At 38.8% G+C, this 26,571-nt stretch carries 25 protein-coding genes; 2 read left to right on the forward strand and 23 right to left on the reverse strand.

The features are described 5' to 3' along the window. Window positions 1–22 precede the first annotated feature (22 nt). From QR722_RS10155 to yceD, 20 genes are all read right to left on the reverse strand, one after another. A complete protein-coding gene (locus tag QR722_RS10155) occupies window positions 23–421 on the reverse strand; it encodes a hypothetical protein (protein WP_286282718.1) in 399 nt (132 codons plus the stop codon). Between the two features lie 32 nt (window positions 422–453). Continuing rightward, a complete protein-coding gene (locus QR722_RS10160; RefSeq protein ID WP_286282719.1) occupies window positions 454–840 on the reverse strand; it encodes a peptide chain release factor family protein in 387 nt (128 codons plus the stop codon). Further along, complete coding sequence (locus QR722_RS10165) at window positions 827–1,390, reverse strand: hypothetical protein (RefSeq protein ID WP_286282720.1); 564 nt, start codon at window positions 1,388–1,390, stop codon at window positions 827–829. Before QR722_RS10165 ends, QR722_RS10160 begins: the two co-directional genes overlap by 14 nt. Before the next feature lie 142 nt (window positions 1,391–1,532). Continuing rightward, window positions 1,533–3,707, reverse strand: coding sequence for an AAA family ATPase (locus QR722_RS10170; RefSeq protein WP_286282721.1), 2,175 nt, complete (start codon window positions 3,705–3,707; stop codon window positions 1,533–1,535). Beyond that, window positions 3,704–4,195: a VPA1267 family protein gene (locus QR722_RS10175; RefSeq protein WP_286282722.1), complete on the reverse strand. Its 492-nt coding sequence runs from the start codon at window positions 4,193–4,195 to the stop codon at window positions 3,704–3,706. The genes QR722_RS10170 and QR722_RS10175 overlap by 4 nt, the downstream gene beginning before the upstream one ends. A 20-nt stretch (window positions 4,196–4,215) precedes the next feature. Continuing rightward, window positions 4,216–5,514 (reverse strand): site-specific integrase, encoded by a 1,299-nt coding sequence (locus QR722_RS10180; protein WP_286282723.1) that lies wholly within the window; start codon window positions 5,512–5,514, stop codon window positions 4,216–4,218. Window position 5,515: 1 nt separating this feature from the next. Next, a complete protein-coding gene (locus QR722_RS10185) occupies window positions 5,516–6,493 on the reverse strand; it encodes a hypothetical protein (protein ID WP_286282724.1) in 978 nt (325 codons plus the stop codon). Beyond that, window positions 6,490–8,523, reverse strand: coding sequence for a site-specific integrase (locus QR722_RS10190; protein WP_286282725.1), 2,034 nt, complete (start codon window positions 8,521–8,523; stop codon window positions 6,490–6,492). Before QR722_RS10190 ends, QR722_RS10185 begins: the two co-directional genes overlap by 4 nt. Then, window positions 8,523–10,562, reverse strand: a complete 2,040-nt coding sequence (locus QR722_RS10195) for a hypothetical protein (RefSeq protein ID WP_286282726.1) — start codon at window positions 10,560–10,562, stop codon at window positions 8,523–8,525. Before QR722_RS10195 ends, QR722_RS10190 begins: the two co-directional genes overlap by 1 nt. A gap of 4 nt (window positions 10,563–10,566) precedes the next feature. Further along, complete coding sequence (gene tmk, locus QR722_RS10200) at window positions 10,567–11,190, reverse strand: dTMP kinase (RefSeq protein ID WP_286282727.1); 624 nt, start codon at window positions 11,188–11,190, stop codon at window positions 10,567–10,569. Between the two features lie 155 nt (window positions 11,191–11,345). After that, window positions 11,346–12,341, reverse strand: coding sequence for an endolytic transglycosylase MltG (gene mltG / locus QR722_RS10205; protein ID WP_502872467.1), 996 nt, complete (start codon window positions 12,339–12,341; stop codon window positions 11,346–11,348). Between the two features lies 1 nt (window position 12,342). Further along, window positions 12,343–13,176 carry an aminodeoxychorismate lyase gene (gene pabC / locus QR722_RS10210; RefSeq protein WP_286282729.1) on the reverse strand — a complete coding sequence of 278 codons (834 nt, stop codon included), beginning with the start codon at window positions 13,174–13,176 and terminating at the stop codon, window positions 12,343–12,345. A gap of 83 nt (window positions 13,177–13,259) precedes the next feature. After that, the gene (fabF, locus tag QR722_RS10215) at window positions 13,260–14,498 is read right to left on the reverse strand and encodes a beta-ketoacyl-ACP synthase II (RefSeq protein ID WP_286282731.1); all 1,239 of its coding nucleotides are present in this window, start codon (window positions 14,496–14,498) and stop codon (window positions 13,260–13,262) included. A 76-nt stretch (window positions 14,499–14,574) separates the two neighbouring features. Beyond that, a complete protein-coding gene (gene acpP / locus QR722_RS10220; RefSeq protein ID WP_286282732.1) occupies window positions 14,575–14,814 on the reverse strand; it encodes an acyl carrier protein in 240 nt (79 codons plus the stop codon). A 178-nt stretch (window positions 14,815–14,992) separates the two neighbouring features. Further along, entirely contained in the window at window positions 14,993–15,733 is a 741-nt protein-coding gene (gene fabG, locus QR722_RS10225; RefSeq protein WP_286282733.1) for a 3-oxoacyl-ACP reductase FabG, read from the reverse strand. A 9-nt stretch (window positions 15,734–15,742) separates the two neighbouring features. Then, window positions 15,743–16,675: an ACP S-malonyltransferase gene (fabD, locus tag QR722_RS10230; RefSeq protein ID WP_286282735.1), complete on the reverse strand. Its 933-nt coding sequence runs from the start codon at window positions 16,673–16,675 to the stop codon at window positions 15,743–15,745. A gap of 33 nt (window positions 16,676–16,708) precedes the next feature. Then, on the reverse strand, window positions 16,709–17,668 hold the full coding sequence (locus QR722_RS10235) for a beta-ketoacyl-ACP synthase III (RefSeq protein ID WP_286282736.1): 960 nt from the start codon (window positions 17,666–17,668) through the stop codon (window positions 16,709–16,711). A 3-nt stretch (window positions 17,669–17,671) separates the two neighbouring features. Continuing rightward, a complete protein-coding gene (gene plsX / locus QR722_RS10240) occupies window positions 17,672–18,697 on the reverse strand; it encodes a phosphate acyltransferase PlsX (protein ID WP_286282737.1) in 1,026 nt (341 codons plus the stop codon). Between the two features lie 12 nt (window positions 18,698–18,709). Beyond that, window positions 18,710–18,880, reverse strand: a complete 171-nt coding sequence (gene rpmF / locus QR722_RS10245; RefSeq protein ID WP_286282738.1) for a 50S ribosomal protein L32 — start codon at window positions 18,878–18,880, stop codon at window positions 18,710–18,712. A gap of 10 nt (window positions 18,881–18,890) precedes the next feature. Then, entirely contained in the window at window positions 18,891–19,418 is a 528-nt protein-coding gene (yceD, locus tag QR722_RS10250) for a 23S rRNA accumulation protein YceD (RefSeq protein ID WP_286282739.1), read from the reverse strand. Window positions 19,419–19,524: 106 nt separating this feature from the next. Here yceD and QR722_RS10255 point away from each other — a divergent pair, with 106 nt between their 5' ends. Beyond that, window positions 19,525–20,100 carry a Maf family protein gene (locus QR722_RS10255; protein WP_286282740.1) on the forward strand — a complete coding sequence of 192 codons (576 nt, stop codon included), beginning with the start codon at window positions 19,525–19,527 and terminating at the stop codon, window positions 20,098–20,100. A 98-nt stretch (window positions 20,101–20,198) separates the two neighbouring features. On the opposite strand, the gene QR722_RS10260 is transcribed toward QR722_RS10255, so the two are convergent. Next, window positions 20,199–20,375 (reverse strand): DUF1328 domain-containing protein, encoded by a 177-nt coding sequence (locus QR722_RS10260; protein WP_286282741.1) that lies wholly within the window; start codon window positions 20,373–20,375, stop codon window positions 20,199–20,201. Window positions 20,376–20,651: 276 nt separating this feature from the next. After that, window positions 20,652–21,602: a 23S rRNA pseudouridine(955/2504/2580) synthase RluC gene (gene rluC, locus QR722_RS10265; protein WP_286282742.1), complete on the reverse strand. Its 951-nt coding sequence runs from the start codon at window positions 21,600–21,602 to the stop codon at window positions 20,652–20,654. Between the two features lie 592 nt (window positions 21,603–22,194). Between rluC and rne the strand changes: the two genes are divergently transcribed. After that, the gene (gene rne, locus QR722_RS10270; RefSeq protein WP_286287644.1) at window positions 22,195–25,200 is read left to right on the forward strand and encodes a ribonuclease E; all 3,006 of its coding nucleotides are present in this window, start codon (window positions 22,195–22,197) and stop codon (window positions 25,198–25,200) included. Window positions 25,201–25,563: 363 nt separating this feature from the next. Here the strand turns inward: rne and QR722_RS10275 are convergent, their stop codons facing one another. Beyond that, window positions 25,564–26,547 (reverse strand): transposase, encoded by a 984-nt coding sequence (locus tag QR722_RS10275; RefSeq protein WP_286282743.1) that lies wholly within the window; start codon window positions 26,545–26,547, stop codon window positions 25,564–25,566. Between the last annotated feature and the right edge of the window lie 24 nt (window positions 26,548–26,571).

Below are 26,571 nucleotides of genomic sequence, written 5' to 3' on the forward strand. Positions count from 1 at the left end.
AATTTTTGTTAGTAGGTAACATTTAATTTGATTCTTTATCATTTTTATCAATCTCAACGTCAATACGCATAAATGCTTTATCATCTACAAATGCCACTTCACCAACTTTAAGTTCTTCTAGTTCAAAAGGTAGTCTACTGATATTTTCGTGAGCTAATGTTACGCCTTTAAACTTCCTATTTGCTCTATCTTTTCTAGCCACAATTTCACTCGCTTTAATAGTTTTATTCACATGCTTAGAAGACTGCTGAGGTAATGCGACAACAGAATCACAGCTATTGCAAACTGCGACCAGTACATTCTCAACCATAGCTGAATTATCACTTAGTGCTACGTCACGTTTCATAAATGTTGTATCAACAACAGATTCGCATTTATGACATATTGCTTTGCTATTATCACCTGCTTTTGCAGTTTTCATAACTACTCAATTATTTATGTTACATGGTAACGTTAATCTTTATTAAAACTATTCAGTTCAGATTTAAGTTTTTGAATAGCTCTAATCTTGTTAAACGACTGATACTTCTCATTGTTGTAGCTAGCAGTAGTACCAGTTGGCTTGTGGGTAACAGATACACCTTTCACAGCACTACCAATAGTGTCATGAGGTGAAGCACAAGTATCAAACTGTAGGTCTTCCTGCTTAACATTCATTGATTTCAATAAGCTTAAATACTCCATTGTATCCGTATCGCAATCAAGATGCTCTTCACATCTCATCATTATCATTTTTCTAATTCCGCCCTGTTTATCCAATGACGGGGTAATAATTTCTGTTTTGATATTAATATGTTTCTTGTGACATGCAGAGCATTCTTCATCTTTAATTTCTGTCATTGTGTTTCCTAAGTTCGAATACCTTATTTGCTAACTCATTCCAGCTCTTAGCATTTAATAAATTTTTAAGATGCAATAACTTCATATAGGCATCATAACTGAATTCAATTTGTCTGGAATCACTATTAGCTTTTTTATACTCTTGCTGTCTTAAGCGGCTGTTATATCGCTTCCAAAGTCGATCTGGCAGCTTACTAATGACAGATTGAAACTCTTCTATATCTTCAGCCTTAACGACAGGAATTCGTCCCTTAAGTTCGTCAATTACCGCTTGAATTTCTGACTTACTTTTTGAGGAACTATTAACAGATTCTATTTTTTTATTAACATTTCCAAAGCTTTCTAGCAATCTATCTTTATTACCAGTTGTTTTTGAAAGTCTATCATGAAGGTTGTTTAAATAGTCAGTGAAGTATTTTTCCTCATCATACGTATCTAATGAACCAAATAACTGCTTGAAATACTGTGGATTGTGATAAAAATCCATAACAATTTGAATGATTTTATCTTCACTCATCTGGCGAGCCGGGCGACCACGTTTACTACTCATGTAGATTCCTTTTAAAAAATAATACAACATTATAGTCGATTATTTATTGTTACCAAGTAACTTTAAAAAACATATTACCGGGTAATAAAAAGCATTTTTATTTAGCAAGTTTGGGGTGGTTCAAGTGAATAAGTTAGAGCAGCTAAAAAAGTGAGTTTAAAATATACCTTAAGCCCGTTTTACGCTTTTCTGTTGCCCCTTTCTTTCGCATCGCTTTTTCAAAAAAAGATTTAGGTCCCACAAGATGCACTTCTTTTTCTGCCCTTGTTATTGCCGTATATATCCAGTTTCTATCTACACCTACAGAGTCAATGATTGGGACAATTATTCGCTTGAATTGACTGCCTTGAGCTTTATGCAAACTCATGCAATACGCAAGTTCTACTGTCTTAATTATATCGTGATACAATTTGATTTTTTGGTTGCTGTCAGCCAATAGAACCTCTCCTAGATGTCTACCATCAGCTTGAGTAATTAATTTACCAACAGTTCCATTTTGTACATCTAACTCAAAATTGTTTTTTGTAAAAATAACTGGGTCATTAATTTTCAATGGTGAATTAACATACTGATCGAGGAACGGATATCTCAAATTATCACTATCCAAATTTGTAGCTTTCTGGCAAAGTTCATTTAGAATGTTTATTCCCGCTATCTCTGGGGTATATGCTGGAGAAACTATTTGACTCCCCTTTGGTTGCAGTTCATATAATTCAACACATAATTTATTTATCTGCTCTATTTCCACACAATGAAAATGTACATTACCATAGCTCAATTTGCTTGGTATTATTCCTTTCGCAATTAAATTACTATACTCAGGTATTCCGCTGCTTTTTTCTTGCCTCTTAACTGCGTCAAGCTTACAGTTTGTCACCCTTCTACTGTAGATTAGATCGTTTAATATTAAACCGAGGTCTATAGGTGGTAATTGATTTGGATCTCCAACGAGTAATATGCGGGTGTCAGGGTTTATATGATTTATCAGCTTAAACATTGTCGAAACGTCTAACATAGACGCTTCATCAATTATCAAAACATTCTCTTTCTCATGACTCAATAAATTGGGTTCAATGGGTTTGTCATGTAATAGCCTTGCAATCGTGGTACTTTTATAGCCAGTAGATTCAAACATCCTTTTTGCTGCACGACCTGATAATGCAGCACAGTGAGGTAAGATATTTAATACTTTATATCCTGCAAGAATTGCCTTAAGTACTGAAGTTTTTCCTGTTCCAGCCCCTCCAGAAACAATACATATTTTAGATTTTAATGCTTTATATATTGCCCTAACCTGACCTAGCGATAACTTGAAAGGTAATGTCTTTAATGCGCACCTAAACGCAAGTTTAAATTTAGCGTTTTCTAATTCACTAGGTTTCCATTCAGTTAAGTATTTAACTCTTAGAGCTATTGATTTTTCTTTAACATATGATGCTGATGCTTGGTAAGTTTCTTGCTCTCTGTTGAATATAACTACCTTTTTATAAGATTGTTTCTGAACACATTCAAATGCTTTAGAGACGAGAGCGCTACTCTTTAGTAGTACTTCTAACCTTCTTGTTAAATTACTCTTACTTGCTACCGTGTGCCCCGATTTTTCATGCTGTTGAATAGCGTGATGAAAAGCAGCTGTTAACCTTCTATCATCATCGTTAGCGATATCAAATTTTTCTTTCGCAATGTGATCAACGGTTGAAAAGTCCAAATCGAATATTGACAGTACATAAGGATTATTATTTATTTGCTCAAACGTTTCCTTGCCATGATATTTTAGCAGACGTTGTTGGATTGGAATTGGTATTCCAATTTCTACAAGCCATTGTGCATATTTAAGATTAGAGTACTTTTTAAAGCCATCAATTAGCTTTTTTACTTTGGTATTGCTTAATTTCTTACTAAGAAGCTCTTCATTCTTGTCATAAACATGTTTATAGATATTGTTACCAAAATCCCCCCATATACTCCTTGCCGTGTCTGCGGATATCCCTTTAAAGCTGGGTTCACGATCAAGTAACCAAACAAAACCTTCTTCATCATCAGGCATGACAAAACACAAACTTTCTGGGTTTTCATAATAGCGATGAAGTTTATTATAATTACCAACCTTGTCCTCTGAATACCCTTCTACGTTCCAGTGTTGCCCAATCAGTGGCTCAAGAGGAACTAGACTATTTTTTACATTAATAAAAACAATTCGCTTGCGGTCTCCATTATAATTACCTTTTTCAATTGGCACACCGCTAAATGAAAGCAGCTTTTCATCGCACTGATAAATTTGAGTTACGCGAATTAAAAGGCTTGTTTTATTAATCAAAGTACACCATTCACTTCATTTATGACTTGAATAGTCTCCCTATGCCGTCCAACTTCTTCACTAGCTGTCTTCAATTGAAACTCCAGAGCAGCAATTTTTTTGTTAAGTGAAAACACCTCATTTTCTAATTGTGCATTTCTCTTAAGCAGTGCCTTATTGGTTTTATTCATGTCATCAACTAAAACAGGATCACTACAATTTTTATTAACACCCCCTTTAACACTGCTCACTGGAGTTTCTTTATCTACTAGGAGATTGCTAGCTATTAGGTCTTTAACTATTTTTTCTTCAAATTTTTCAAATGCTTTTATCAACTGAGGGTTTCCGTTCTTGGGTTTCAACGCCCCATAACCAAATCCAGCAGATTCTGCAACAAGCTGTTTATTTAACTTGTAAGTATTGAGGTTAATAAAAGACAACAACTCATTCAGATCTAAATCTTTATGCCAATCATTGAACTTACTAATATTTACTTGAGCGTCAGCCAAACTTTCCCCCTCACAGTTTATTAAAAAACTTCATGTAACACAGAATCATATTTTTCAACACAAGATACTGCATCAAATGATTCTTTAACAAGTTCATTGACTTGTCCTTTGTGGGCAATAACGATTAATTTAGCCATATCAATATAATGTTTATAAGTAGTGGCAATGTCCTCGTGTCCCATTTGTTGCATAACAACTTCAGCAACCGCTAAATACAAGACATTGGTTTCTTCAGTCAGCAGTTTTTCTTTGAATGTACGAATCATGAACATAGTGGGCCACCAATCTCTAGCATCATAAAATGTCGTCCCTTCTCTAAATTCAGGGTGATTTTTAATTGCTAAGTTTTTTGCATCGCTTCCTCTAGAAGAAACCATAGTCGGAGTAACTGGCTTTCCAAATTTATTTAAAAATAAAATATGAGGAGGACATTCCTTACCATATCGTTTTGTATATTTTTCTTTTCTTTCATAGAAATGCTTATTGATATAGTTATTTTCTAATCTTTCAAGATCCTTAATATTGATGACAATATCCCTCGATTTGCCCCCCTTGCTGTTAGAAACGTGGTATTCAATTGTTTTCGTGGATTGGTCCATATCGGAATAAGGCATTATATGACTGTTAGAACCCGTTCCAATGTAAGGAAATCTACATAAATCTATGGGTCTCATCGCAGTCCCTAAACACAGCATAAATATTGCATCGTAAACTGGATCGTTAAATGACTCCCTAAACCAGTTAATTTCATTTTGCGAGATCAAAGTCTTGTTTTTTTTCTGCCTACTTTCTTTGTCTAATACCGTTACATTCTTGGCATCAATAGATACTTTTGCTTTTTTCGATATATAATTTAATAAGCTGTCGTTTCTAAAGTTCGCTTTCCACTGCTTCTTTTTTACCTGAACACATGTTGGATAACCTGACTCATTAAGCCAGTTAAAAAATACCAAAAGTGCTTGGGCATCTTCATAAATTGATTTTGAAGTCGGCTTAACAGACTGAGATTTCACTCGTTCTATTTGTCTGTGAATTTGCCACCTTTTGATGTCGATATTCGAAGCTAAAACATGATATTCAGATAAATCTTTACCTTTAAACTTATCTAACGTTGAAAGAAAGGTATAGAACTTGGTAATGACAGAAGAATAGCGATTAGAAGTTTGAATTGAGTTATTGCAACTATAACTTAAAAATAAATTTGGATGGCTAAGTAACGTTTCTCGGTTCTTTGACTTTTCAATAATCAAATGGTGAGAAATTGGCTTTCCTGTTTCAAGGTGAATGTAATTCTCTACTCTCCTATATAAATTTAACAAATTACTCCCCCTGTTGAACTTTAAAGTGAGTCACTTCATCAAAACCATCTGTTAACTTAGGCAATTGCATTTTATCTGCCATCTCAAATTCCTCTTGAGGCACATGTGAAAAGTGAAACTTTCTTTGCGCCTTTGCAACTATATCGCTCTCAGTTACAGGAACCCATATAGAAATATGACCTTTGCTTTTAATTTTATTTAGGTAAAGTCTAAGCTCAATCGTAGAATAAACAGGTAGACTAATGACGATTACATCCCCGCCAAAATTTTGTTTAACTCTTGATAAAAAGGTTGAGACCTGACTCAGATACCGTTCAATAAAAATAACAATTCTAACTTTTTTGTTTTCAGGTAAAGCCTGAACTTTTAGTATCACTTTCTCGATAGCTAAATCTTTTTCTTCTTCAAAAACATCCATATCTTTTGTTTTCAAAAAATTTTTAAAAACGGCTAACAACTCTGGCTCAATATGGATAACGTTACTTTCAACATAAGTTTCTATATTTATTGATAACATTTTAGCTTCTAGTGTCACTAAATCATTTTTCAATTTTTTATTATCTTTAACTAGTTTACTAAAGTGCAATGCTTGCTTTTCCATCGCTATACGAACTTCATCAGCTTCATGCAATGCAATATCATTGTTCATCATTGTCGTGAAAACTCTGGCTTCTACATCCTTAATTTCTTTTTGGTGAAATACGAGCTGCTGTCGTAGCTGTTCCTTTAAGTTTTCAATAGTGGTGTAAGAATTTTGGAGTAAAAGCGCTACTGTTTCATCATCTTCACTTTCATTGTCCAATAAGTCAGTATATGGATTCTCGCCTTTAATATATGGAACTAAATCGTCTAAATCTTGATAAATATACTGCCGTGATTTGCCAATTTTTTTAGCCGCAGATGTAATATTTAATTTTTTGGTGTCTGTTCCAGAATAATGCTCGATGATTACTTGGATAAGTTTTTGTCGAGTACTCACGCTAGTTTCTCTTTATCCTGAAAGTTATGATTTTTTTGTAGCTTTTCCAAATGCTGCTTTTTAGCCGCAATTTTTTTAATAAGGGAGCTTTTTGCCTTAGCGGAGATTTGACCAATAGTGTTTTCCACTAAAGATTCATAAAATAAAATATCTTTTTGAATCAACTCTGCTGTTTCTTCAAGAACAACTGCATTTTCACATGCAACATCACAATTAGTAAGTTCTGGGGCTATACCTTCATAGTAGTCTCTGCCCTGCAAGCAAGGAGGCATTGCCTCTCGTGAAATAGTACCTGAGAATAAGCAGAAATTGCCCAGTGTCGTTCGTTCAACATGAAGAGGAACTCCCGATTGCATTAGGTAGATAATGTATTCAAAAACTCGCATTCTAATTAACTTGCCTCTGAAAACCTTATTTTTTTCCTCTTTAAACTTTTCGCCGAAACTCTCTGCAAATTTACCAGATGCTTTACCATCTACCACAGCGGTAATAATTTCAGAAAAGTTTTCGGCAAAGTGAACTTCTAGTGTTGAAGCTACGCTACCAATCATGTAAGGATTTCTGGCAATATACCTTAATGTCATTGTGTAGCTCTTATGACCGAAAAGCATTCTAATGATATCTATATTCTTCTCTGAACGCTTTATTAATATATCAGCAGTTGTTTTGCGAAGACGATGCGGGTGCAGATCATCAATACCCAGTTGCTCACCTAGTTTTTTAAAGACTTTTCCAACTGAGCGCTTAATTTTCTTAGCTTCTCTCGATAAATTATTATCAAATATGAACTCACTATCTCTTTCAACTATTTCACTGCGGATTAATTTATATTCTTCTACATTTTTACCAAAGAAATTAGGAATTTCTATTGTATCTGTTTCGCCAAAAAAATTAGGATCATCTGTTGTTTTGAATCTCGTAATATCCAGAAACCATTTATCAACATCCTCTATATACTCAAAATCTGAAAATTTAAGGCTAGATAACTCTCTTAATCTCATACCTGTGATAACCCCTAAAGTTACCAATAAAGAATTTTTGACTTCGTTAAGTGCTAATCTAAATCCTTTTCTCCAGTTAACCCTCCATCCTTGGTATGTTCGCCCTTTTTGGGTCGTTTCCGTATGATTTAGAATAATAGAAACAATTGGCTTATCATTAAGCGTTGAAGAGAAAATATCACTAATCTTGCTTAATCGTTGTTCTGTATTCCCTACTATTACTGAAGAATTCCAAAGCTTTAACTTTTTTAATTTCTTTTGGATTATATCTAACTCTGGTAGTCCCACCTCAATCCAGTCGATTGAATATGTCATTAAATTCGCAAGCTCTATCTCAGATAATGGCTTCCAACTATTTACATTTTTAGAAGAATTAACTGTTACTGACTTTCTTCTATCCTTTGTATCAATTTTACTAAGAGTAACGTCTGATAAAGATAACTCTTTTGGTAAATACCCATCTAGTGATAGGGATAACCAAAAAATTATTCCGTGAAAAAGGAACTCATAGTGTCTTTTAACATTACTTGCTTCTGCCATGTCTAAAGCTTTATTTAACATTTTAGCTGAAATTGCTTGTATGGAATCTTCAGTAAAATCAAGTCCATTAGGTTCCAGAACATATTCCCTTATTGCTTTCAACCAAGAATAAAAATATGTATCAGTGGACAACCAACTCGTTATTTTTCCATACGGGTTGTTACCCGGTAGCAAATAATACGTATAACATTTAGCAAAAAGTTCCCCTCCTAATACTGAGCTTGACATGATAAACTGATTTCGCCCTAATCTTTGCAACACATCAGAATCCCACCTTTCATCACCAAATTTCGATTTATCTGTTACAGGAAAATTTCCATCAGGTCTCTCATTTAACAGTGATAGCAAAGGTACTTTTGATACTTTCTTGTTCTTTGATTTAGAAATATTTAATGTGTCTTCGAGACTCGACTGTGCATACTCTAAAGAATCTTCCTCTAGCTGATTTAGTTCCTTTTCGATTAAAGTCTCTAGGCTATATACTTGCATTAGTCATCCTCAAAAATCACTCTTAATGATCCCATATCAACAGGCAGTAATGAATCAAACTTCCGCTTATATCTTGCCGCTTGTTTTAATGCTTTTTCATCTTTCCATTCATTGATAATATATCTAATTACTTGAAGTTCATTTTCCAACTCCGTTGATTTAAATCCATCTGAAGAGTCTAGTAAGCGCACCAGTGTCTCATCTCTATCCATGATGAAAGGTAACGAGTCCTCAAAGATACGGACTTGACTACAAAACAAACAAAGTGATATTTCGTTACATTTTGCCCCATCTTTTATAATTTTTTCAGCGTTTGGAAAATCAGGACTAAAAGAGTTCCCACACCCCCATAAAGCTCGGTCATGTGAAGGTAAATAAAACATTCTTAATGAGCCAATTAATTTTTTAGTAGCTTTATGTTTATGTACGAGACCTTTAAAATTCTTTTTGCGTAATCTTTGTGTAATTTCTTTTAATTCTTCAGAAAGTCTTTCCAATCTTTTTTGCTGAGCAATAGATGAGTTATCGTAATGGATATCAGTGGTATCAATACTTTCATGGCCTTGTTGCAACGAGACTAACGTTAGTGGACTATTACTTTCATCCCGAACATATCTAATCCAAGTTGGTCGTAACTTAGGAGTTAATTCTTTTACGCTAGTTATTCGACCTTTAGTATCAAGTATAACTGTTTCACTTAGTAATTTATTGATTGCTGCTGTGTATATACTCTTTGAGGATATTGAAGTAAATCTGCCAACAGGCTCTTTTTTGTTAATGGATGACTTCGCAGTCATATGATTAACACCTCTCATTACCAAAAACAACTCACTGTAATATAAATCACTTGAATTAAAAGACTCTCTACTCAACTTTGATAAAGGTTTAGATAATTTTTTAGCCAAACGAATCAAATTAAATGCGGAGTACTTATTTGACTTATCAGATGCTGCCAAAAACTGTTTAGGATTAAAGTACGGTAAGTTGCCACTCTGAGATTTTTCTTTTTCTGCTGTTATCAATAAATGATCGGAATCAATTGAACCAGATAACACATGTTCATAATTATTTGGATCTATTGCAAAAACAGTTTCTTTGTTCCAACCAGTTTGTAAGCATAAAAATAGTGCTAAAACTGCTTGTTCTTCAGGTTGAGGAAAATATTTGCCTAGCAGCTCGTTTAGTGTTGGTAATGCGACAAGCTTTTCTTCTATTTTTCGTATACGTCGATGCTGCGCGTGACGGTAAGTAGCATAAATCAAATCTTCTAACGTATTTAGTTTCAATAGGTTAACTGACGCTGTTTGAACTTTGTCATTTAAAGTTTCATGAAAAATTAAAAAATCGTCAAGAGATATCCCAAAAGGATGATTTATAGATAGAAGCGTTTTTAGAACTCTTTTTTCATTTGGAATCCAGTACCAATTCCCTTTTATATTAAATTTAGCTTGCTGTTTAATGATTTGTTTTTTTATTTCTTCTATTGTGTAGGGTTCTAACTTTTCAACTTCATCTATAAACTCAATTTTCTTATAAAGCTTATCTACCTTACTAACAAATAAGCTTGATAAAGAATTAAATGCCTCTTTAGATAACGGTTCAGTTACCCTGTTTCTACTAGCGGATTTAAATGTCTTTTCTGAAATAAGCGGAAATCCATCATCATTTTCATTAGCAACTTTTCGCAGTACGCTGAAGAAACGAGAATGAGTATCTTTAGGGCATTTATTGGATTTTACATATTGCTCAAATTTCCCCATTACTTCAGGTATGACATCTGTTATTGATGTTAAATGAGCACTTTTAGGCATCCCATTTTCATAAGATGCCTTAAAATCTAAAAAAAGGTTAATGCCTGTTCTGAATGAATATGCTCGTGCATAGCTAATGACAGCACCATAGCTTACAAAAGCGTAGTGAAGATCTGCATATAGGTCATTATCAAAAGTAAAATCTGAGCGTTCGAGGTAATTACATGGAACAATCCTGCCATCACGACACTCAACTTTTGTCGTATCTCTATGAAGTTCTTTATACATAGAGCTAATTAATTATTTTATCTAATGTGCTTATCGCATCTCGAACAACAGATTCTAATGGTTGCAGAGCATCTATCACTGTGAAACGATTGGGAAATTCCTTCGCTTGTTCCAGATATCCTTGTCTTGCTCTTTCTAAAAAGGCAATGTCAACATTTTCCATTCTATCTAAACCTTCACCTCTACTTTTAACTCTTTCAAGTCCGACCAATGGTTCCAAATCTAAAACAATTGTCATATCAGGTCTAAAATCGCCTAAAGCCAAATCATTTAATTGATCTACTATTTCCTTAGGTAAACCTCTACCATACTGTTGAAAACTTACAGTGGCTGATTCAAATCTGTCCGAAATGACATGAATACCTTTTTCTAAAGCAGGGATAATCTTTTCATGGATATGTTGGGCACGTGCAGCGGCAAATAGCATTAATTCGGTAGTGCTACACATTTCGGAATTGGAATTATCTAAAAGTATGTCCCTAATTTTTTCACCGATTTCAGTACCACCGGGTTCACGAGTTGAAATATATTCGATCTTGTTTGCGTCTAGATGTTCTTTCAAATGCTTTAATACTGTTGACTTTCCTGCCCCATTTGAGCCATCACAGACTATTAACTTACCTCTCATACAACCCTTACCATATTTATAAATCACTTAAATCTTGTTTACACTATACACAAAACAAATATACAATCAACTAGTTTACACTTTTAACTTTCCGAATATAATGCGCCTTCAAGGCCTTCGATGACAATAAATTTTCCTGACATAGATTTTGTATACTACTTATTTTTTAATTGATAGATCCGAACAGCCTGATTGTGCTCTGTTAACGTGCGAGAGAATTGATGAGTACCATCCCCTTTGGAGACAAAATAAAGCTCTTGAGTGTCCAAAGGATGCAGTGCTGCATCTATACTTAACTTGCTCGGCATCGCTATCGGTGTGGGCGGTAACCCTTTAATTACGTATGTATTGTAAGGAGTTGCTTGCTTAAGATCCCGTCGGCGAATGTTACCATCAAACTCATCTCCAATACCATAAATCACCGTAGGATCCGTTTGTAAACGCATATTTTTCCGTAGCCGATTCACAAAGACACCTGCTATACGTGGCCGTTCAGATGCAACGCCTGTTTCCTTCTCTATTATTGATGCCATTATCAGAGCTTGATAAGGATCGTCATATGGAAGGTCGCTAGCTCGTTGTTGCCAAGCCTGCTGTAAATAATTATTCATCGCCTGATGGGCGCGCAATACAATATCTTCGACTTTGGTGTTGTGGGTAAATTGATAAGTGTCGGGTAACAACCAGCCCTCCAAAGCATTGCCTGCTAAATCGTCGTTGAACAAATCTAACCATTCTTGCTGCTCTAGCATCGATGTTTTAAGAGCTGAATGTGTATTTAATTGACTCAACCAATCTCGCCAGCGCAAACCCTCAACTAGACTGATTTGGTATGTTTTTTCTTTACCCTGTTGCAGCATTTGAAATACGCTTTTGACACTCATGCCTGGACTAATTTCATAGGTGCCGGATTTTATATGAGATAACTCCGGGTGTAATTTTAGCGCCATTTTGACTAGCAGCGGCTTTTCTAACAAGGATTGTTCAGCAAGACGATTGATCACAAAATGCGCATATTGACCACGTTTAATAATGAGCAATTGCGGCCCCTCTAATCGGATAGATTGATTAAACGCTTGACTAACTTGTTGATGCACCACTATCACGCAAATTGCAGCTATCAGTACTAGAGCGCTTAACCACTTGAGCATTTTAAACATGCAGATTAACCTCTGATTGATGATTGACGAACCAATTTATAAATGAACCTTGAGTTTGTTCGAAGGTCTTGCCGTGGGATTCAAAATCAAGCTGCGAAACGGGAATTATTTTCATTAAACTATTACAAACGAACATTTCATCACTTTTTAGTATTGCTTCTGGTTTGCTGGTTATTTCGACAATATTTAATTGATTCGTACGCATTACATCTATTACATGGTTACGCATAACACCTTTTACACCACTATTAGTCAAATCAGCGGTAAACCAGTCCTTTCCTAATCGCCAAAAGAGATTACCTGAGGAGGTTTCAATGACATATCCATCGGTGTCACAAACTACCATATCGTCACAACCTGTTTCATGCATAGCCAATTTAACTAGAACTTGCTCAAGACGGTTCAAGTGTTTGATACCTGCAAGTAGAGGTTGTTTGGCTAATTGGACAGTGCTCAGCCCTAATTTGAGGCCCTCAGCGCGCAAAGACGGATAGTGTTCAGGCATGGTTGAATAGGATAGATAACAGCAAGAATTTATTACACCTTGCGTATCGTATCCACGCCCTCCTTGACCTCGTGATATAACTGCTTTTAATACGCCACCTTCATATTGGCTGGCGAGCTTTACTAAAGTAGCTTGAAGTTGTGTCCAGTCCGAAAAATCAATTTGTAAACGCCTGCAACTCTGTTGCAACCTTTGCATATGGCAATTTAATAATTCGATGCGATTTGACTCAACGGCCATGGTGGTAAAACAACCATCACCGTAAAGTGCAATTCTGTCATTGGCTGGCAGGGTATCGCCACGTTCGAGCTGAATAATCATCCATCACCATAAAAAAGCCCAGTAACTACTGGGCTAAATCTAAAACTATTAAACTGGTTTGGCAACGAGCTACTTGGCTAGTATCACATTTTTTTAAATAGTAATGAGCCATTTGTGCCGCCAAAACCAAACGAGTTACATAGCGCATACTCCATGGTGACGGGACGGGCTTTGTGGGCGACAAAATCCAAATCACAACCTTCACCAGGATTGTCTAAGTTTATCGTAGGTGGGGCGATTTGATCCCGCAGTGCAAGAATCGTAAAAATCCCCTCTACAGCACCAGCTGCACCCAATAAATGTCCAGTCATAGACTTGGTGGAGCTAACTAAAACCTGCTTAGCATGATCACCAAATATACGTTTAACCGCAGCAACTTCAGCCACATCACCCGCTGGAGTAGAAGTACCATGGGCGTTGATATAGCCAATTTGGGTTACGTCGATACCTGCATCGTCAATGGCGTGTTGCATTGCCGCAGCAGCGCCTTCACCATCTGGTGGGGGTGACGTCATGTGATATGCATCACCACTCATACCAAAACCAACTAGCTCTGCATATATATGCGCACCTCGGGCTTTGGCTTGTTCATATTCTTCTAACATGACCACGCCAGCACCTTCACCCATCACAAAGCCATCGCGGTCTTTGTCCCAGGGGCGGCTTGCTCGGGTAGGATCATCATTTCGAGTCGACAATGCACGGGCTGCAGCAAAGCCGCCTAATCCTAAACCACATATGGAAGATTCAGCTCCACCGGCTAACATAGCATCAGCATCGCCATAGGCAATGGTGCGTGCTGCGACGCCAATATTATGTACCCCTGTTGTACAAGCTGTAACAATATTTAGATTCGGTCCTTTCAATCCTTCGAAAATGGATAAAAAACCTGAAATCATATTAGTAATGGTTGCAGGAACAAAAAAAGGTGTTAACTTTCTGGGTCCACCGGCTAACATTTTCTGATGATTTTCTTCAATGAGACCTAAACCACCAATCCCTGAACCTATAGCAACGCCAACACGGCCAGCATTTTGTTCAGTAATTTCAAGTTTAGAATCCGCTAATGCTTGCTTACCGGCCGCGATCCCGAGTTGGATAAAGCGATCCATTTTTTTTGTTTCTTTTTTTGGAATATAGCTTTCAACATCAAAGTTAGGAATTTCGCCAGCAAAATGGGTGGTAAATTCACTTGCATCAAATGAAGTGATAGGACCAATACCGCTTTTACCGCTAAGGATCCCTTCCCATGTAGTGCGTGTATCACTACCTAATGGTGTTAGCATGCCAAGACCGGTTACTACAACGCGACGTTTTGACACATAGGCCTCCGCACAGTCGGAATAAATGATTAAGATAGAGAAAACGGCTCAGAATAGAGCCGCCTTTTGGAATGTCTTACGCGTCTTTATTCGCGTTAACGTAGTCGATCGCAGATTGCACAGTGGTAATTTTTTCTGCTTCTTCATCAGGAATTTCAGTATCAAATTCTTCTTCCAAAGCCATTACTAGTTCTACTGTGTCTAATGAGTCCGCACCTAAATCATCAACAAATGAGGCTTCAGGTTTTACTTCTTCTTCTTTAACGCCCAATTGCTCGACGACGATTTTTTTAACGCGTTCTTCGATGTTACTCATGATTCTAGTTTTCCCTATTAAGTCGCTAGATTTTTAATTTCCGGTAGTTTATTCAGCTAGTCCTCACCTTGCAAGCATGACTAAAGACTTTTTTTCTGGTCAAACCACCGAAGGATTTCAGTCTAATCAACAATATTTTAACAATCAAGCTTTTAAAGCCGTTGTTAAAACGAATTGATTATCCCATATACATTCCACCATTCACATGAATGGTTTCACCTGTAATGTACGCTGCACTGTCACTTACTAAAAAGCTCACGGTTGCAGCTACTTCTTCTGGACTCCCCAACCTATTGGCTGGAATGTCCTTAAATATGGCGTCTTTTTGATCGGCGGTTAAAGACTTGGTCATATCTGTATCAATAAAGCCTGGTGCAACCACATTAACTGTGATCCCTCTAGATGCCACTTCTCTTGCCGTGGATTTACTAAAGCCGATTACACCTGCTTTGGCAGCGGCATAATTGGCTTGTCCAGGATTACCTGTACTCCCCACCACTGAGCCTATATTAACGATTCTACCATAGCGTTTTTTCATCATGCCACGTAAAACTGCTTTAGTAAGCTTAAATATGGGTGTGAGGTTAGTATTGATAATATCATCCCACTCATTATCCTTCATACGCATCAACAAATTATCACGTGTGATGCCAGCATTATTGATTAAAATATCAATATCACCCATCTGAGCTTTAATATCTGCAAGTGTAGCATCTAATGATGATTGTTCTGAAACATTCAGCACCAATCCCTTGCCATTATATTTTGACAAGTAATCACTGATCCCATCAGCTCCGCTCTGAGAGGTTGCTGTGCCAACAACACGGGCACCTTGTTTGGCCAAACTTTCTGCAATTGCACGGCCAATTCCGCGACTTGCACCTGTTACTAATGCCACTTTTCCGGCTAACTGATCCATATTCAATCCTTAACTTAGCAATTCTTCAACACCACTAGGGGTATTAATAGCGTCTACTTCAATTGATTTATCAATTCGTTTAATCAATCCGGCCAACACTTTTCCTGGCCCAATTTCAAATATATGAGTTACTCCCTCAGACGCCAGGTATTGAACTGATTCAGTCCAGCGTACGGGACAATATAATTGTCTGACCAGAGCGTCTTTAATTGTGTCAGCATTTTGACTGACGGCCACATCCACATTGTTCACTACAGGAACACTAGGCGCTGAAAAAGGCATATCATTAATCATTGCACGTAACATATCTGCTGCGGGTTGCATTAAAGCACAATGAGAAGGGACGCTCACTGACAATGGTAATGCCCTTTTAGCTCCAGCATCTTTGCATAGCTGAGCAGCTTTGTCTGCCGCCTCTTTACTGCCGGCAATGACCACTTGTCCTGGTGAGTTATAATTGACTGGAGCAATCACCAAATCTGTATCTTGCTGCACTTGCTGACAAATTTGCTGGATAATAGCATCTTCTAGGCCAATAATTGCGTACATCGCACCTTGACCATCAGGGACAGCCTGCTGCATGAATCGTCCTCTAGCTTCTACCAATTTGACCGCATCTTGTAAGCTTAATACCCCAGCACAGACTAATGCTGAATACTCACCTAAACTGTGTCCAGCCATATATGCTGGCGACTTTACACCTAACTCTATCAGCAAACGATAAATTGCAACACTGGCGGTTAACAAAGCGGGCTGAGTAATATGGGTTTGGTTAAGTTGAGCGTCAGGATCCCGTTGCACCAAATCCCACAGATCATAATCTAACACCTGTGAGGCATTAGCGAATGTTTGTTGTATTTGTGGATAGTGATCAGCCAGTTCGGCTAACATCCCTACCGATTGTGAGCCCTGTCCAGGAAACACAAAAGCTTGTTTAGACATAAATCATACCTTGAATAAATAAATGATTGAAAATCAATACTTGACTAGTGCCGATGCCCAAGCAAAACCGCCACCGAACGCTTCAAGTAAAAGATTTTGACCACGCTTGATGCGGCCATCACGAATAGCCGTATCTAAAGCTGTAGGTACAGTCGCTGCAGAGGTATTACCGTAGTTCTCTAAGGTTAATACAACTTGATCAAGGGACATGTCCAGTTTCTTTGCCGTGGCCTTAATAATCCGGAAATTAGCTTGATGAGGTACCAGCCAATCCAAATCAGATTTTTGCATATTATTAGCTTTTAGAGTTTGTTCAACTACTTCACTTAATTTGGTAACCGCGACTTTGAACACTTCATTGCCCTTCATCGAGCCCCAATTCTCGTGTACAGACTGCTCATCACCATGCTGAACATGGCCAATTTGCAGTAAGTCACCATATGAGCCCGCAGCATTGATGTGAGTTGACAATATGCCTGGCTCTTCACTTGCTTCGATAATCGTCGCTCCAGCCGCGTCACCAAATAATATAACCATAGAACGGTCAGCCGGATTGATAGAACGGGACAGACAATCTGTGCCGACCACTAAAATACGCTTTGCCATACCAGATTTAATATACTGATCGGCTACACTTAAGGCATAGCAATATCCCGCGCATGCGGCTGCGACATCGAAAGCCGGAATACCATCGATATCTAAGGCTTTTTGAATTTCACAAGCTGTGCTTGGAAGCGCATAACGACCACTTGTCGTCGCGCAAACGATCATATCTAAGGATCGCTTGTCTATGCCTGCCGCTTCGATTGCCTTTAAACTGGCCTCGAACCCCATAGTAGCAGCAGTTTCATTAGCACCTATAATACGTCTTTCTTTGATCCCAGTTCTATCGGTTATCCATTCATCGGTGGTATCCACCATGAGTTCAAGATCTTCATTGCTTCTAATATCACTGGGGTAATAACTACCGGTGCCGATAATTTTTGAGTACATGTTTTAGGAACGCTCCATTAATACGGATTCTATTTTGTCTTTTATTTTATTTGGTACTTGCCGTTGGACTTCTTGTACCGCTTCTCTTATTGCGTACAAAAAGGCATCTACTGACGCATTTCCATGGCTCTTAACGACAATTCCGCGCAATCCTATCAGACTAGCTCCATTGTACTGGTCGGGGTTCACCCTTAAATTCACCTTACGAAGCAAGGGTAAGGCTATTTTGGCCAAAATTTTAGTAAAAATATTTTGATTAGAAATCCGTTTCGCTTCTTCTAGCACTAACTTGGCCAAGCCTTCACAAGACTTGAGCGCAATATTGCCTACAAAGCCATCTGTCACCACTACATCTGCACAGTTGGTAAATAAATCATTGCCCTCAACAAAGCCGGTGTAGTTTATTCCCGCGGCTTTTTCTAAGAGTTGTGCGGTAAACTTAACCTGATCGTTACCTTTGATTTGTTCTTCACCCACATTCAGCAGTGCCACTCTGGGGTTATCAATGCCTGCAACTTGCTCAGCCAGCACCGAACCCATTACAGCGTACTGAAAAAGTGTTTCGGAATCACAAGTGACATTAGCGCCTAAATCTAAAAAAAACACCTTATGGTCCGTGTTAGTAGGCAAGGTAGAGATCAGAGCCGGACGGTCAATTCCAGGTAAGGTTTTTAATACGTAATAAGCCATTGCAAGCAGCGCACCAGTATTCCCAGCACTGACGCAAGCATCGGCATCGCCTCTTTCTACCCATTCAAGGGCACGACGCATTGAGGAATCTTTTTTATTACGTAGAGCAGATGTGGGGCGTTCGTCCATAGAAACTTGCTCTGAGCAGTGTTGGACTTGAATTCGATTTTGTAAGTTGTGCGCTAAGGGAGAAACTACATCACCGATGATTTTTTCATCGCCACATAGAATTAAAAATAAGTTGGGATTTTCTTGCAGTGCTTTTATGGCAGCAGGAAGGGTAACATGGGGGCCGTTGTCGCCCCCCATAATATCTAACGCAATCGTTAGACGACTCAAAGTCATTGCTAATTAATCAGCGATAACTTTTTTGCCTTTGTAGTAACCGTCAGCAGTCACGTGATGACGAAGATGCGTCTCACCTGATGTTGAATCTACAGACAAAGACGCGCTACCTAGTGCATCATGTGAACGACGCATGCCACGCTTTGAACGAGTTTTCTTGTTCTTCTGTACAGCCATTACTTTACTCCTAGTCTCGCTTAAGTTCTTTCAAAACCGCGAAAGGGTTTGGACGTTCATCGGCCGGTTCAATCTCACCAAATTGCATTTCATCTCGCTTAACTTTGCAATCCTCCTCTGCATGAAGGGCTACAATGGGCAAAGATAATATCAATTCGTCTTCTAATAATTGAAGTAGATTGATTTCTCCATGGTCATTGACCTCTACCGGTTCGTAAACCTCCGGTAATTCATTAGCAGCATCCTGTTCATCGCCTTTAATTGGGCTATAACAAAATGTTGCCTGAATCGAATGAGCGAATGTATCGCCACATCTTTGACAGATCAGCTCCACCTCTGTTGACATATGACCTTGAAAAAAGTTCAGACCCTGCGCGTCTTTATCGAATCTCATTTCAACATCAATAGTGTCAGCAATGCTGGCCACTACCCCAGTCAATCTATCCATTTCGGAAGACATCATAACACCCTTATAATCAGAGCGTTTTGTTGCGCTTTGAACGGGATCAATTAACTTTGGTAATTTCACTTTCTGCATAGGGCGCGCATAATATAGATTGTCGCATCGTTAGTCAAAGGAAAATGTTGTCGTTGGGGAGTCAATTATGCTTAACTTTAGCTGTAAGTTAAGAAAAAGGACGCCCATGGGAATTATTCTCGCATCAACTTCACCCTATCGTAAAATATTGCTCGAAAAATTAGGACTGCCATTTTCTTGTCAGTCCCCTCAGATAGCAGAATATTCTCTTTTAAACGAAACTGCCAGAGCAATGTCGCAACGGCTGGCCGTAGAAAAAGCTAGCGCCGTAGCAAGACATCATACTAGTGGCATTATAATTGGTTCAGATCAAACCGCTGCACTAGGCAATGAAATATTAGGAAAACCTGAGAACCATACCAACGCAGTGCAACAATTAGTGCGCAGCAGTGGCAAAACAGTGATTTTTTATACTGGGCTTTGTGTCATCGATGCGCAAACTGGTAGACAACGTTCAGTCGTGGAAGAGTTCAAAGTGACATTTAAGCACCTAACGCTGCATCAAATAGAAAATTATTTACATAAAGAACAACCTTACGATTGTGCTGGCAGTTTTAAAAGTGAAGGAATGGGAATTTGCTTGTTCTCAGATTTACAGGGACGAGATCCAAATAGTCTAATCGGAATGCCACTGATAGCACTGTGTGATTTACTCAATGAGTTTGGCATCGATGTTTTGTAAAGGTGTCGGAGAGAAAAAAGAGGGGCTTGACGCCCCCCAAAGAGTTTGCTTCTGGGAGAAGCTTAAGGAACACTTAACTGATGTTACGAAGATTTAATCTAGACCGTTGGTCCTCTACCTCTGATAGCGTTGACCACTAGAGACAGAATGAGTAATGCTAAAAATACAAAGAACAAGATTTTTGCTATTCCAGCACTGGCACCTGCGATGCCACCAAAACCAAACAATGCTGCTACAATTGCGATAATAAAAAATGTTAATGCCCAACCTAACATAATGATCTCCTTAGTTTTTAAAAGATACTTATGAAATTCGTTATTGAATTTTATAAGACTGCGACCTGCGTATGATTAGAATAAAGCTAAACTTGTGCCAACTTTTTAAAATAAGCCTAAGTAATTGTATAAAAAGGATTAATTGAATAATTATAAGGGTTTGTGCAAATTACCATAAATGGGGATAGGAATAAATTACAGCATGGATATGAAATTATTACTCGTTACAGTCAGAAGCAACTGACTGTAACGAGTAGAAGTGTGAAAATAAAAGAATTAATCTTGTCTTAAGCGTTTTAAAGTTTGCGTAAGGCGTTTATCCAAAGGCGCGGTATGCGTCATACGTTGTTCGCTGACAGGATGTATATAAGCTAATGTATAGGCATGTAGAAAAAGTCGAGATAATCCAACGGCATGCATGCTGCGGGCAAAATCATCATCACCATATTTATCATCGCACGCGATTGGATGACCAGCATGTAGGCAATGCACACGTATTTGGTGAGTACGTCCAGTTATTGGTGAGGCTTCCACTAAAGATGCCTGTTCAAAATGCTCCAATACCCGATATCGGGTTTCTGATTCTTTCCCTTCGGGTGAGACAGATACTAAGCGCTCACCCGATTTAAGAATATTCTTCATGAGTGGCGCTTTGACTTTGAATCGATTATCAGGCCAGTTACCAGCAACAAGGGCATGATAGCGTTTATCTACAGTTTTATTACGCAATTGTTCATGCAGATGCTTCAACGCAGAACGTTTTTTTGCAATCAACAAACAACCCGATGTATCGCGGTCTAAGCGATGAACCAGTTCCAGAAATTTTGCTTGAGGGCGCAAGGCGCGCAAGGCTTCGATAACACCAAAACTTAAACCGCTTCCCCCATGCACGGCCATGCCTGAAGGTTTGTTGACGACAATTAACACATCATCTTCAAACAAAATGTGCGATTCAAGTGTTGCCACTTTATCTAACTTAACAGAAGGCCCTGCTTGAGGTTCGGAAACACGAATAGGCGGAAGACGTATTTCATCGCCACCTTGGAGTTTATATTCCGGCTTGACTCTCTTCTTGTTTACCCTCACCTCCCCTTTACGTAAAATACGGTAAATAAGGCTTTTGGGTACACCTTTTAACAAGGTGCGCAAAAAATTATCAATTCTTTGCCCATCAAGGTCGGGTTCTATGGATATAAATTGTACTTTGTCGAAAGATTTATCAGTCATAATGCGCGTATTCTAACGTATTTCGTTAAATATGCGCTAGAATTTTAATTACTTGCCAGACAACCGCCTTTAGTGAGATAATCCGCGCGTTTTAGTGAGACCAACAAATTGGTCATAAAACAATGCGATGAAAGATTGGATTTGATCAAGCACCAGCGAAACAAATTTTCGTTTAACACAAAGGTGCAATGCTGCGTTCGAAGTGAGTATTTTTTCGAAACGTTGAGCAAGCAAATCCCCAAAATCATCATGCGATAGACAATAAAATGTACCGATCGCAGGTTAAAAAGAATTGAATTTGGCAACAAACTGGCCACATTGAAAAAATGGGTCCGTTTGTAAAAATAGAACACACGTTATTTTAAGGCGCTGCGTTACGCCTGAGGGGTGCATTACCGAATGAATAAGGTAATTCGCAAAATCCTCGATGAAATCACACCACCATTCATGCTGTTGTGAGTATCCGACGCGATTTCGACCTGTTATCCAGTCGTGAGATTGTATATCACCAACAGATCATATGCCGGTAAATTGCAATTCTTTATGCCCCGCGCTCGGTGCCATAAAACCGAGTTATTAATACATGAAAAGAATGTTAATCAACGCGACTCAGCAAGAAGAGTTGCGTGTTGCATTAGTCGATGGTCAGAAACTATACGACTTAGATATAGAAAGCCCCGGACATGAACAAAAGAAAGCCAATATTTACAAAGGTACCATTACCCGCGTAGAACCTAGCCTTGAAGCTGCATTTGTTGATTATGGCGCTGATCGCCATGGGTTCCTTCCTCTAAAAGAAATTGCCAAAACTTACTTCCCTGAAGGTTACCGATTTGACGGACGTCCTAGCATTAAGGACGTGATTAAAGAAGGTCAAGAAGTCATTGTCCAAATTGATAAAGAAGAGCGTGGCCAAAAAGGTGCTGCGTTAACTACTTTTGTTAGTTTGGCTGGAAGTTACCTAGTTTTAATGCCCAATAACCCAAGAGCCGGCGGTATATCTCGTCGTATCGAAGGGGATGAGCGCACTGAGTTAAAGCAATCATTAAGCAAACTCGAATTACCAAATGGTATGGGTTTGATTGTTAGAACGGCTGGAGTTGGAAAATCTTACGAAGAATTAGCCTGGGATTTAAGTGTACTTATTACCCATTGGCGAGCAATTTTTGAAGCCTCTGAGACCAAACCTGCCCCTTTCCTTATACATCAGGAAAGCAACGTGATTGTTCGCGCAATTCGCGATTACCTGCGTCGCGATGTAGGTGAAATCCTGATTGATAAGCCTGATATTTACGAAAAGGCATTGCAACATATTCAATTGGTGCGTCCTGATTTTGCAAGCCGTGTAAAACTTTACCAAGGCGACGTGCCTTTGTTTAGTCATTACCAAATCGAAAGCCAGATTGAGTCGGCCTTCCAACGTGAAGTTCGCTTGCCGTCTGGCGGCTCTATTGTTATCGATCCAACTGAAGCAATGATTTCGATTGATATCAACTCCGCCCGCGCGACAAAGGGTGGAGATATCGAAGAAACAGCCTTTAATACCAATCTAGAAGCAGCGGATGAGATTGCTCGTCAACTTCGCTTGCGCGATGCCGGTGGCTTAGTAGTGATTGATTTCATTGATATGACCCCTGTTCGCCATCAACGCGAAGTTGAAAATCGCTTGAAAGATGCGGTACGACATGACCGTGCACGAATTCAATTAGGTCGTATTTCTCGTTTTGGATTGTTAGAGATGTCTCGTCAACGCTTACGTCCATCGTTAGGTGAGTCTGCACATATTGTTTGTCCTCGCTGCAGTGGCCACGGAAATATTCGTGGAACCGAGTCATTGGCACTATCAGTCTTGCGCATCATGGAAGAAGAGAGCATTAAAGACAACACTGGACAAATAGAAGCTCAGTTACCGGTTAATGTGGCGACCTATCTGTTAAATGAAAAACGTCGCTCGATACAAAGTATCGAACAACGTCACGGTGTGCCGCTTTTGGTTATTCCTAATCCAAATCTACAAACGCCACACTACCAAGTTACCCGTCGTCGTCCAGATGACACAGTTACAGAGGCGAGTTATGCCATTGATTTAATGGACGTGCAATCTTCGGAAGTAGGTAGACCGACCCAAGAAGTCAAGCCTCGTGAAATGCCTGTACTACAAGGGCTAGCGTCTCCACAACAAGCTCCTTCAGCAACTAAAGCTGTTGAGCCTGGTGTGGTAGAGAAATTATCAAAATGGATTTCTGGTTTATTTGAAAGCAAAGAAGAAGTTAAGCCCGAATCGAAAAAGCCTCAGCGCAGTCGTAATACCAATCCGCGCAATAATCGTAATCGTAACGAACGCCCGAATACCCGCAAAGGTAAAGGTACTGAGCAAATTGAGCGTAAAGACGCAGATGGCAATAACAAAAACAACTCAAACGGTAATGCTAATGCTCAACAAGATAAACGAGAGCAGAAGAATACCAAGCCACGTAGAGAAAACCGTAACAAGCAAGAAAATAAAGCCATAGATAAACCTCTCGACAAGGTTGCTGAGAACAACGCTCCGAATGAACGCAAAAAAGAGCAAGTCGCAGAGCGCAGAAAACGTCGTGATAGTCGTCGCAATGTTCGCGGTGATAGTAGTCAACAAAACGAAGTTGCAGCAGAAGCAGCAGCGGTTAAAGTTGAGCATTCACCAAGACCTAACGCCCATGGGCAAGCATCGATTGAAATTGAAGATGTAAAAGTAGTGACTGAGATCGCTGCAACGACTGAAAACTCGATTGAAGAAGACAAAGATAGTACTTCAACTGAACGCAGCCGAAGCCGTCGTTCTCCACGTCATATTCGTGCAGCGGGTCAAAAGCGTAAAAAAGATAGTGAAGGCGAAGCATCTGAAGACGCATCAAACAACGCTAATTCGGACGCTGCAGAAGTATCCCAAGATGAATTGAAGTTTGATTCACCTGCTCAAGATACTGTAACAGCGCCAGTTGAAGAGGATGCTGTTGATGCAAAAGCGACTAAGCCTAAACCTCGCCCAAGAAAGCGCACTAGAAAGCCAGCAGAACAAACTAGTCCTTCAGAGTCTGTTGATACTGAGCAAAATGTGGTTGCTAACGAGACCCAAACGGTACCTGCACAAAAAAGTTCTGATGCGGTTAAAGCGGATCCTGAAGTTACTGCAAAAGCGGAAACCAAAGTAGAGCAACCTAAATCAGCTCCTAAGCAAGTTGAAATAGAATTAGACGCGCCTAAAACAGCCTCTCAAGCTTCCAGCGAATCCAGTTCAGTGGTTGTAGATAAGCCGGTAGAGAAAACGCCTGCCACTGTAGAAGCTGTTGATAGTCAATCTGTTGCAGCTGAAAAACCCGTCAAGCCTAAAAGAGCGGTTAAACCTATCGCTAAAAAAGCTGACAAAGTAACTTTAGCGCCGGTGAGTCATCCAATGGCCAAACCAAAAGCGTTGAGTGATGACTTCGCAGCCATCGATATCAAACCGATATCCGATGAAAAACGCGCTACTGTTAAGAAGTCCGGTAAAACCGCGTCTTTAGCCAATACCGCAAGCAGCTCTACATCTGCTCCGACTAAACCAGGTTCGGTTTCTTAGTCGGTTTAATGTTTAGTCTATAACAGCCAAAAACGCCTGCTTCATGCAGGCGTTTTTTTCCTCCATTATCAACATTATCAAGACACCCATTCTAACATTATCAAGACACCCATTCTAAATATCCGGTGTAACACCTCCCCTATCTAGACACCCAAAATAAAGACAAGTATAAAGGTGACATCCATCATAAGTAATTAACCCAATTGAGCTAAAACACAGAATTTAGTAAATAATGAAAAATGTATTTGAATTGATAGTTTACAATTGGACGGTTAACTGTACTTTGAATAAAGAATTATTATTTAACAAACTAGCTTAATCCTCACCATAAGATGATATCCACAATATTTTATAGTTTTCGCATTAGCCTGTTTCAAGTAACCTTTTTGCGTTACACATACCCCTTATGCGTTTATGTTGGGTATGATGTTTAAATCGCTGCATCATTTTTTCGCCCCCCGCAGCATAACAAAAGTGTTTTTCAAACTCAGTGGTCAAGGTCATCCATTGCTTCTGCGACAGCCCCAAGCTTTTTAATATCGAACTACTCAGAATCCCTTTATTCTCGGCTCTATCTTTTCGAATGTATCGCCGGGTCGACTCCAATAATTCACAATAATCTCTAAGCTCATAGGCAAGCCCCCTTATTTTGCTCTCTTTAAAACTGCCGACAAAAGGCATTAGCAAACTTGGTTGTATTTTGCTTCTAATAAAAGCTTGAGTGCGATAGAAAATACTTGTATGTCTAGAGGTTATTATTGTCTTGTTGATATTTGCTCGTATAGGATTTAAGTCAACATAAGCCATGCAGCTTAGCACTGCTGCTTCATCTAGTAAGGCTTGGGACTTAAACCTACCTTCCCAAAACCGTCCAGAACATTCGTCTTCTTTATTAGCTTCACGAGCAATATATTCATTTAAGTCGCGCATAAACCAACTAATGTCGTATAACCGTTGGCGATAGACTTCTGCAGTTTCGCTCAAACTAATCATCTCAGTTTCACTAATATCATCATTACTAAAATATTTCTGACTTAACAAAGTGCCTTTATGAACCAGATGCCAATGCTGTAAAACTTCATCTAAGGACCAACTATCAGCAAGGCAATTATCTACACATAAGACTACATGAACATGGTTGTTCATTACCGCATAAGCACAAATATCTATTGCGTAGACTGAAGCTAAATGCAGTAAACGTTTTTCCACCCAATCGCGCCTATGCTCGAAGCTTCGACCAGAATAACTGTCTACACCACATAAAAAGCTACGGCGCACACAGCGTGAGACACAATGATAATAGGGGGTATCGACTAGACTAATTTGAGATGAACGAGATCTAGGCATGAATGACTCCTTTCAAACAACCTA

Origin of the sequence: Aliiglaciecola sp. LCG003, from assembly GCF_030316135.1 — a bacterium.
Lineage (GTDB): Bacteria > Pseudomonadota > Gammaproteobacteria > Enterobacterales > Alteromonadaceae > Aliiglaciecola.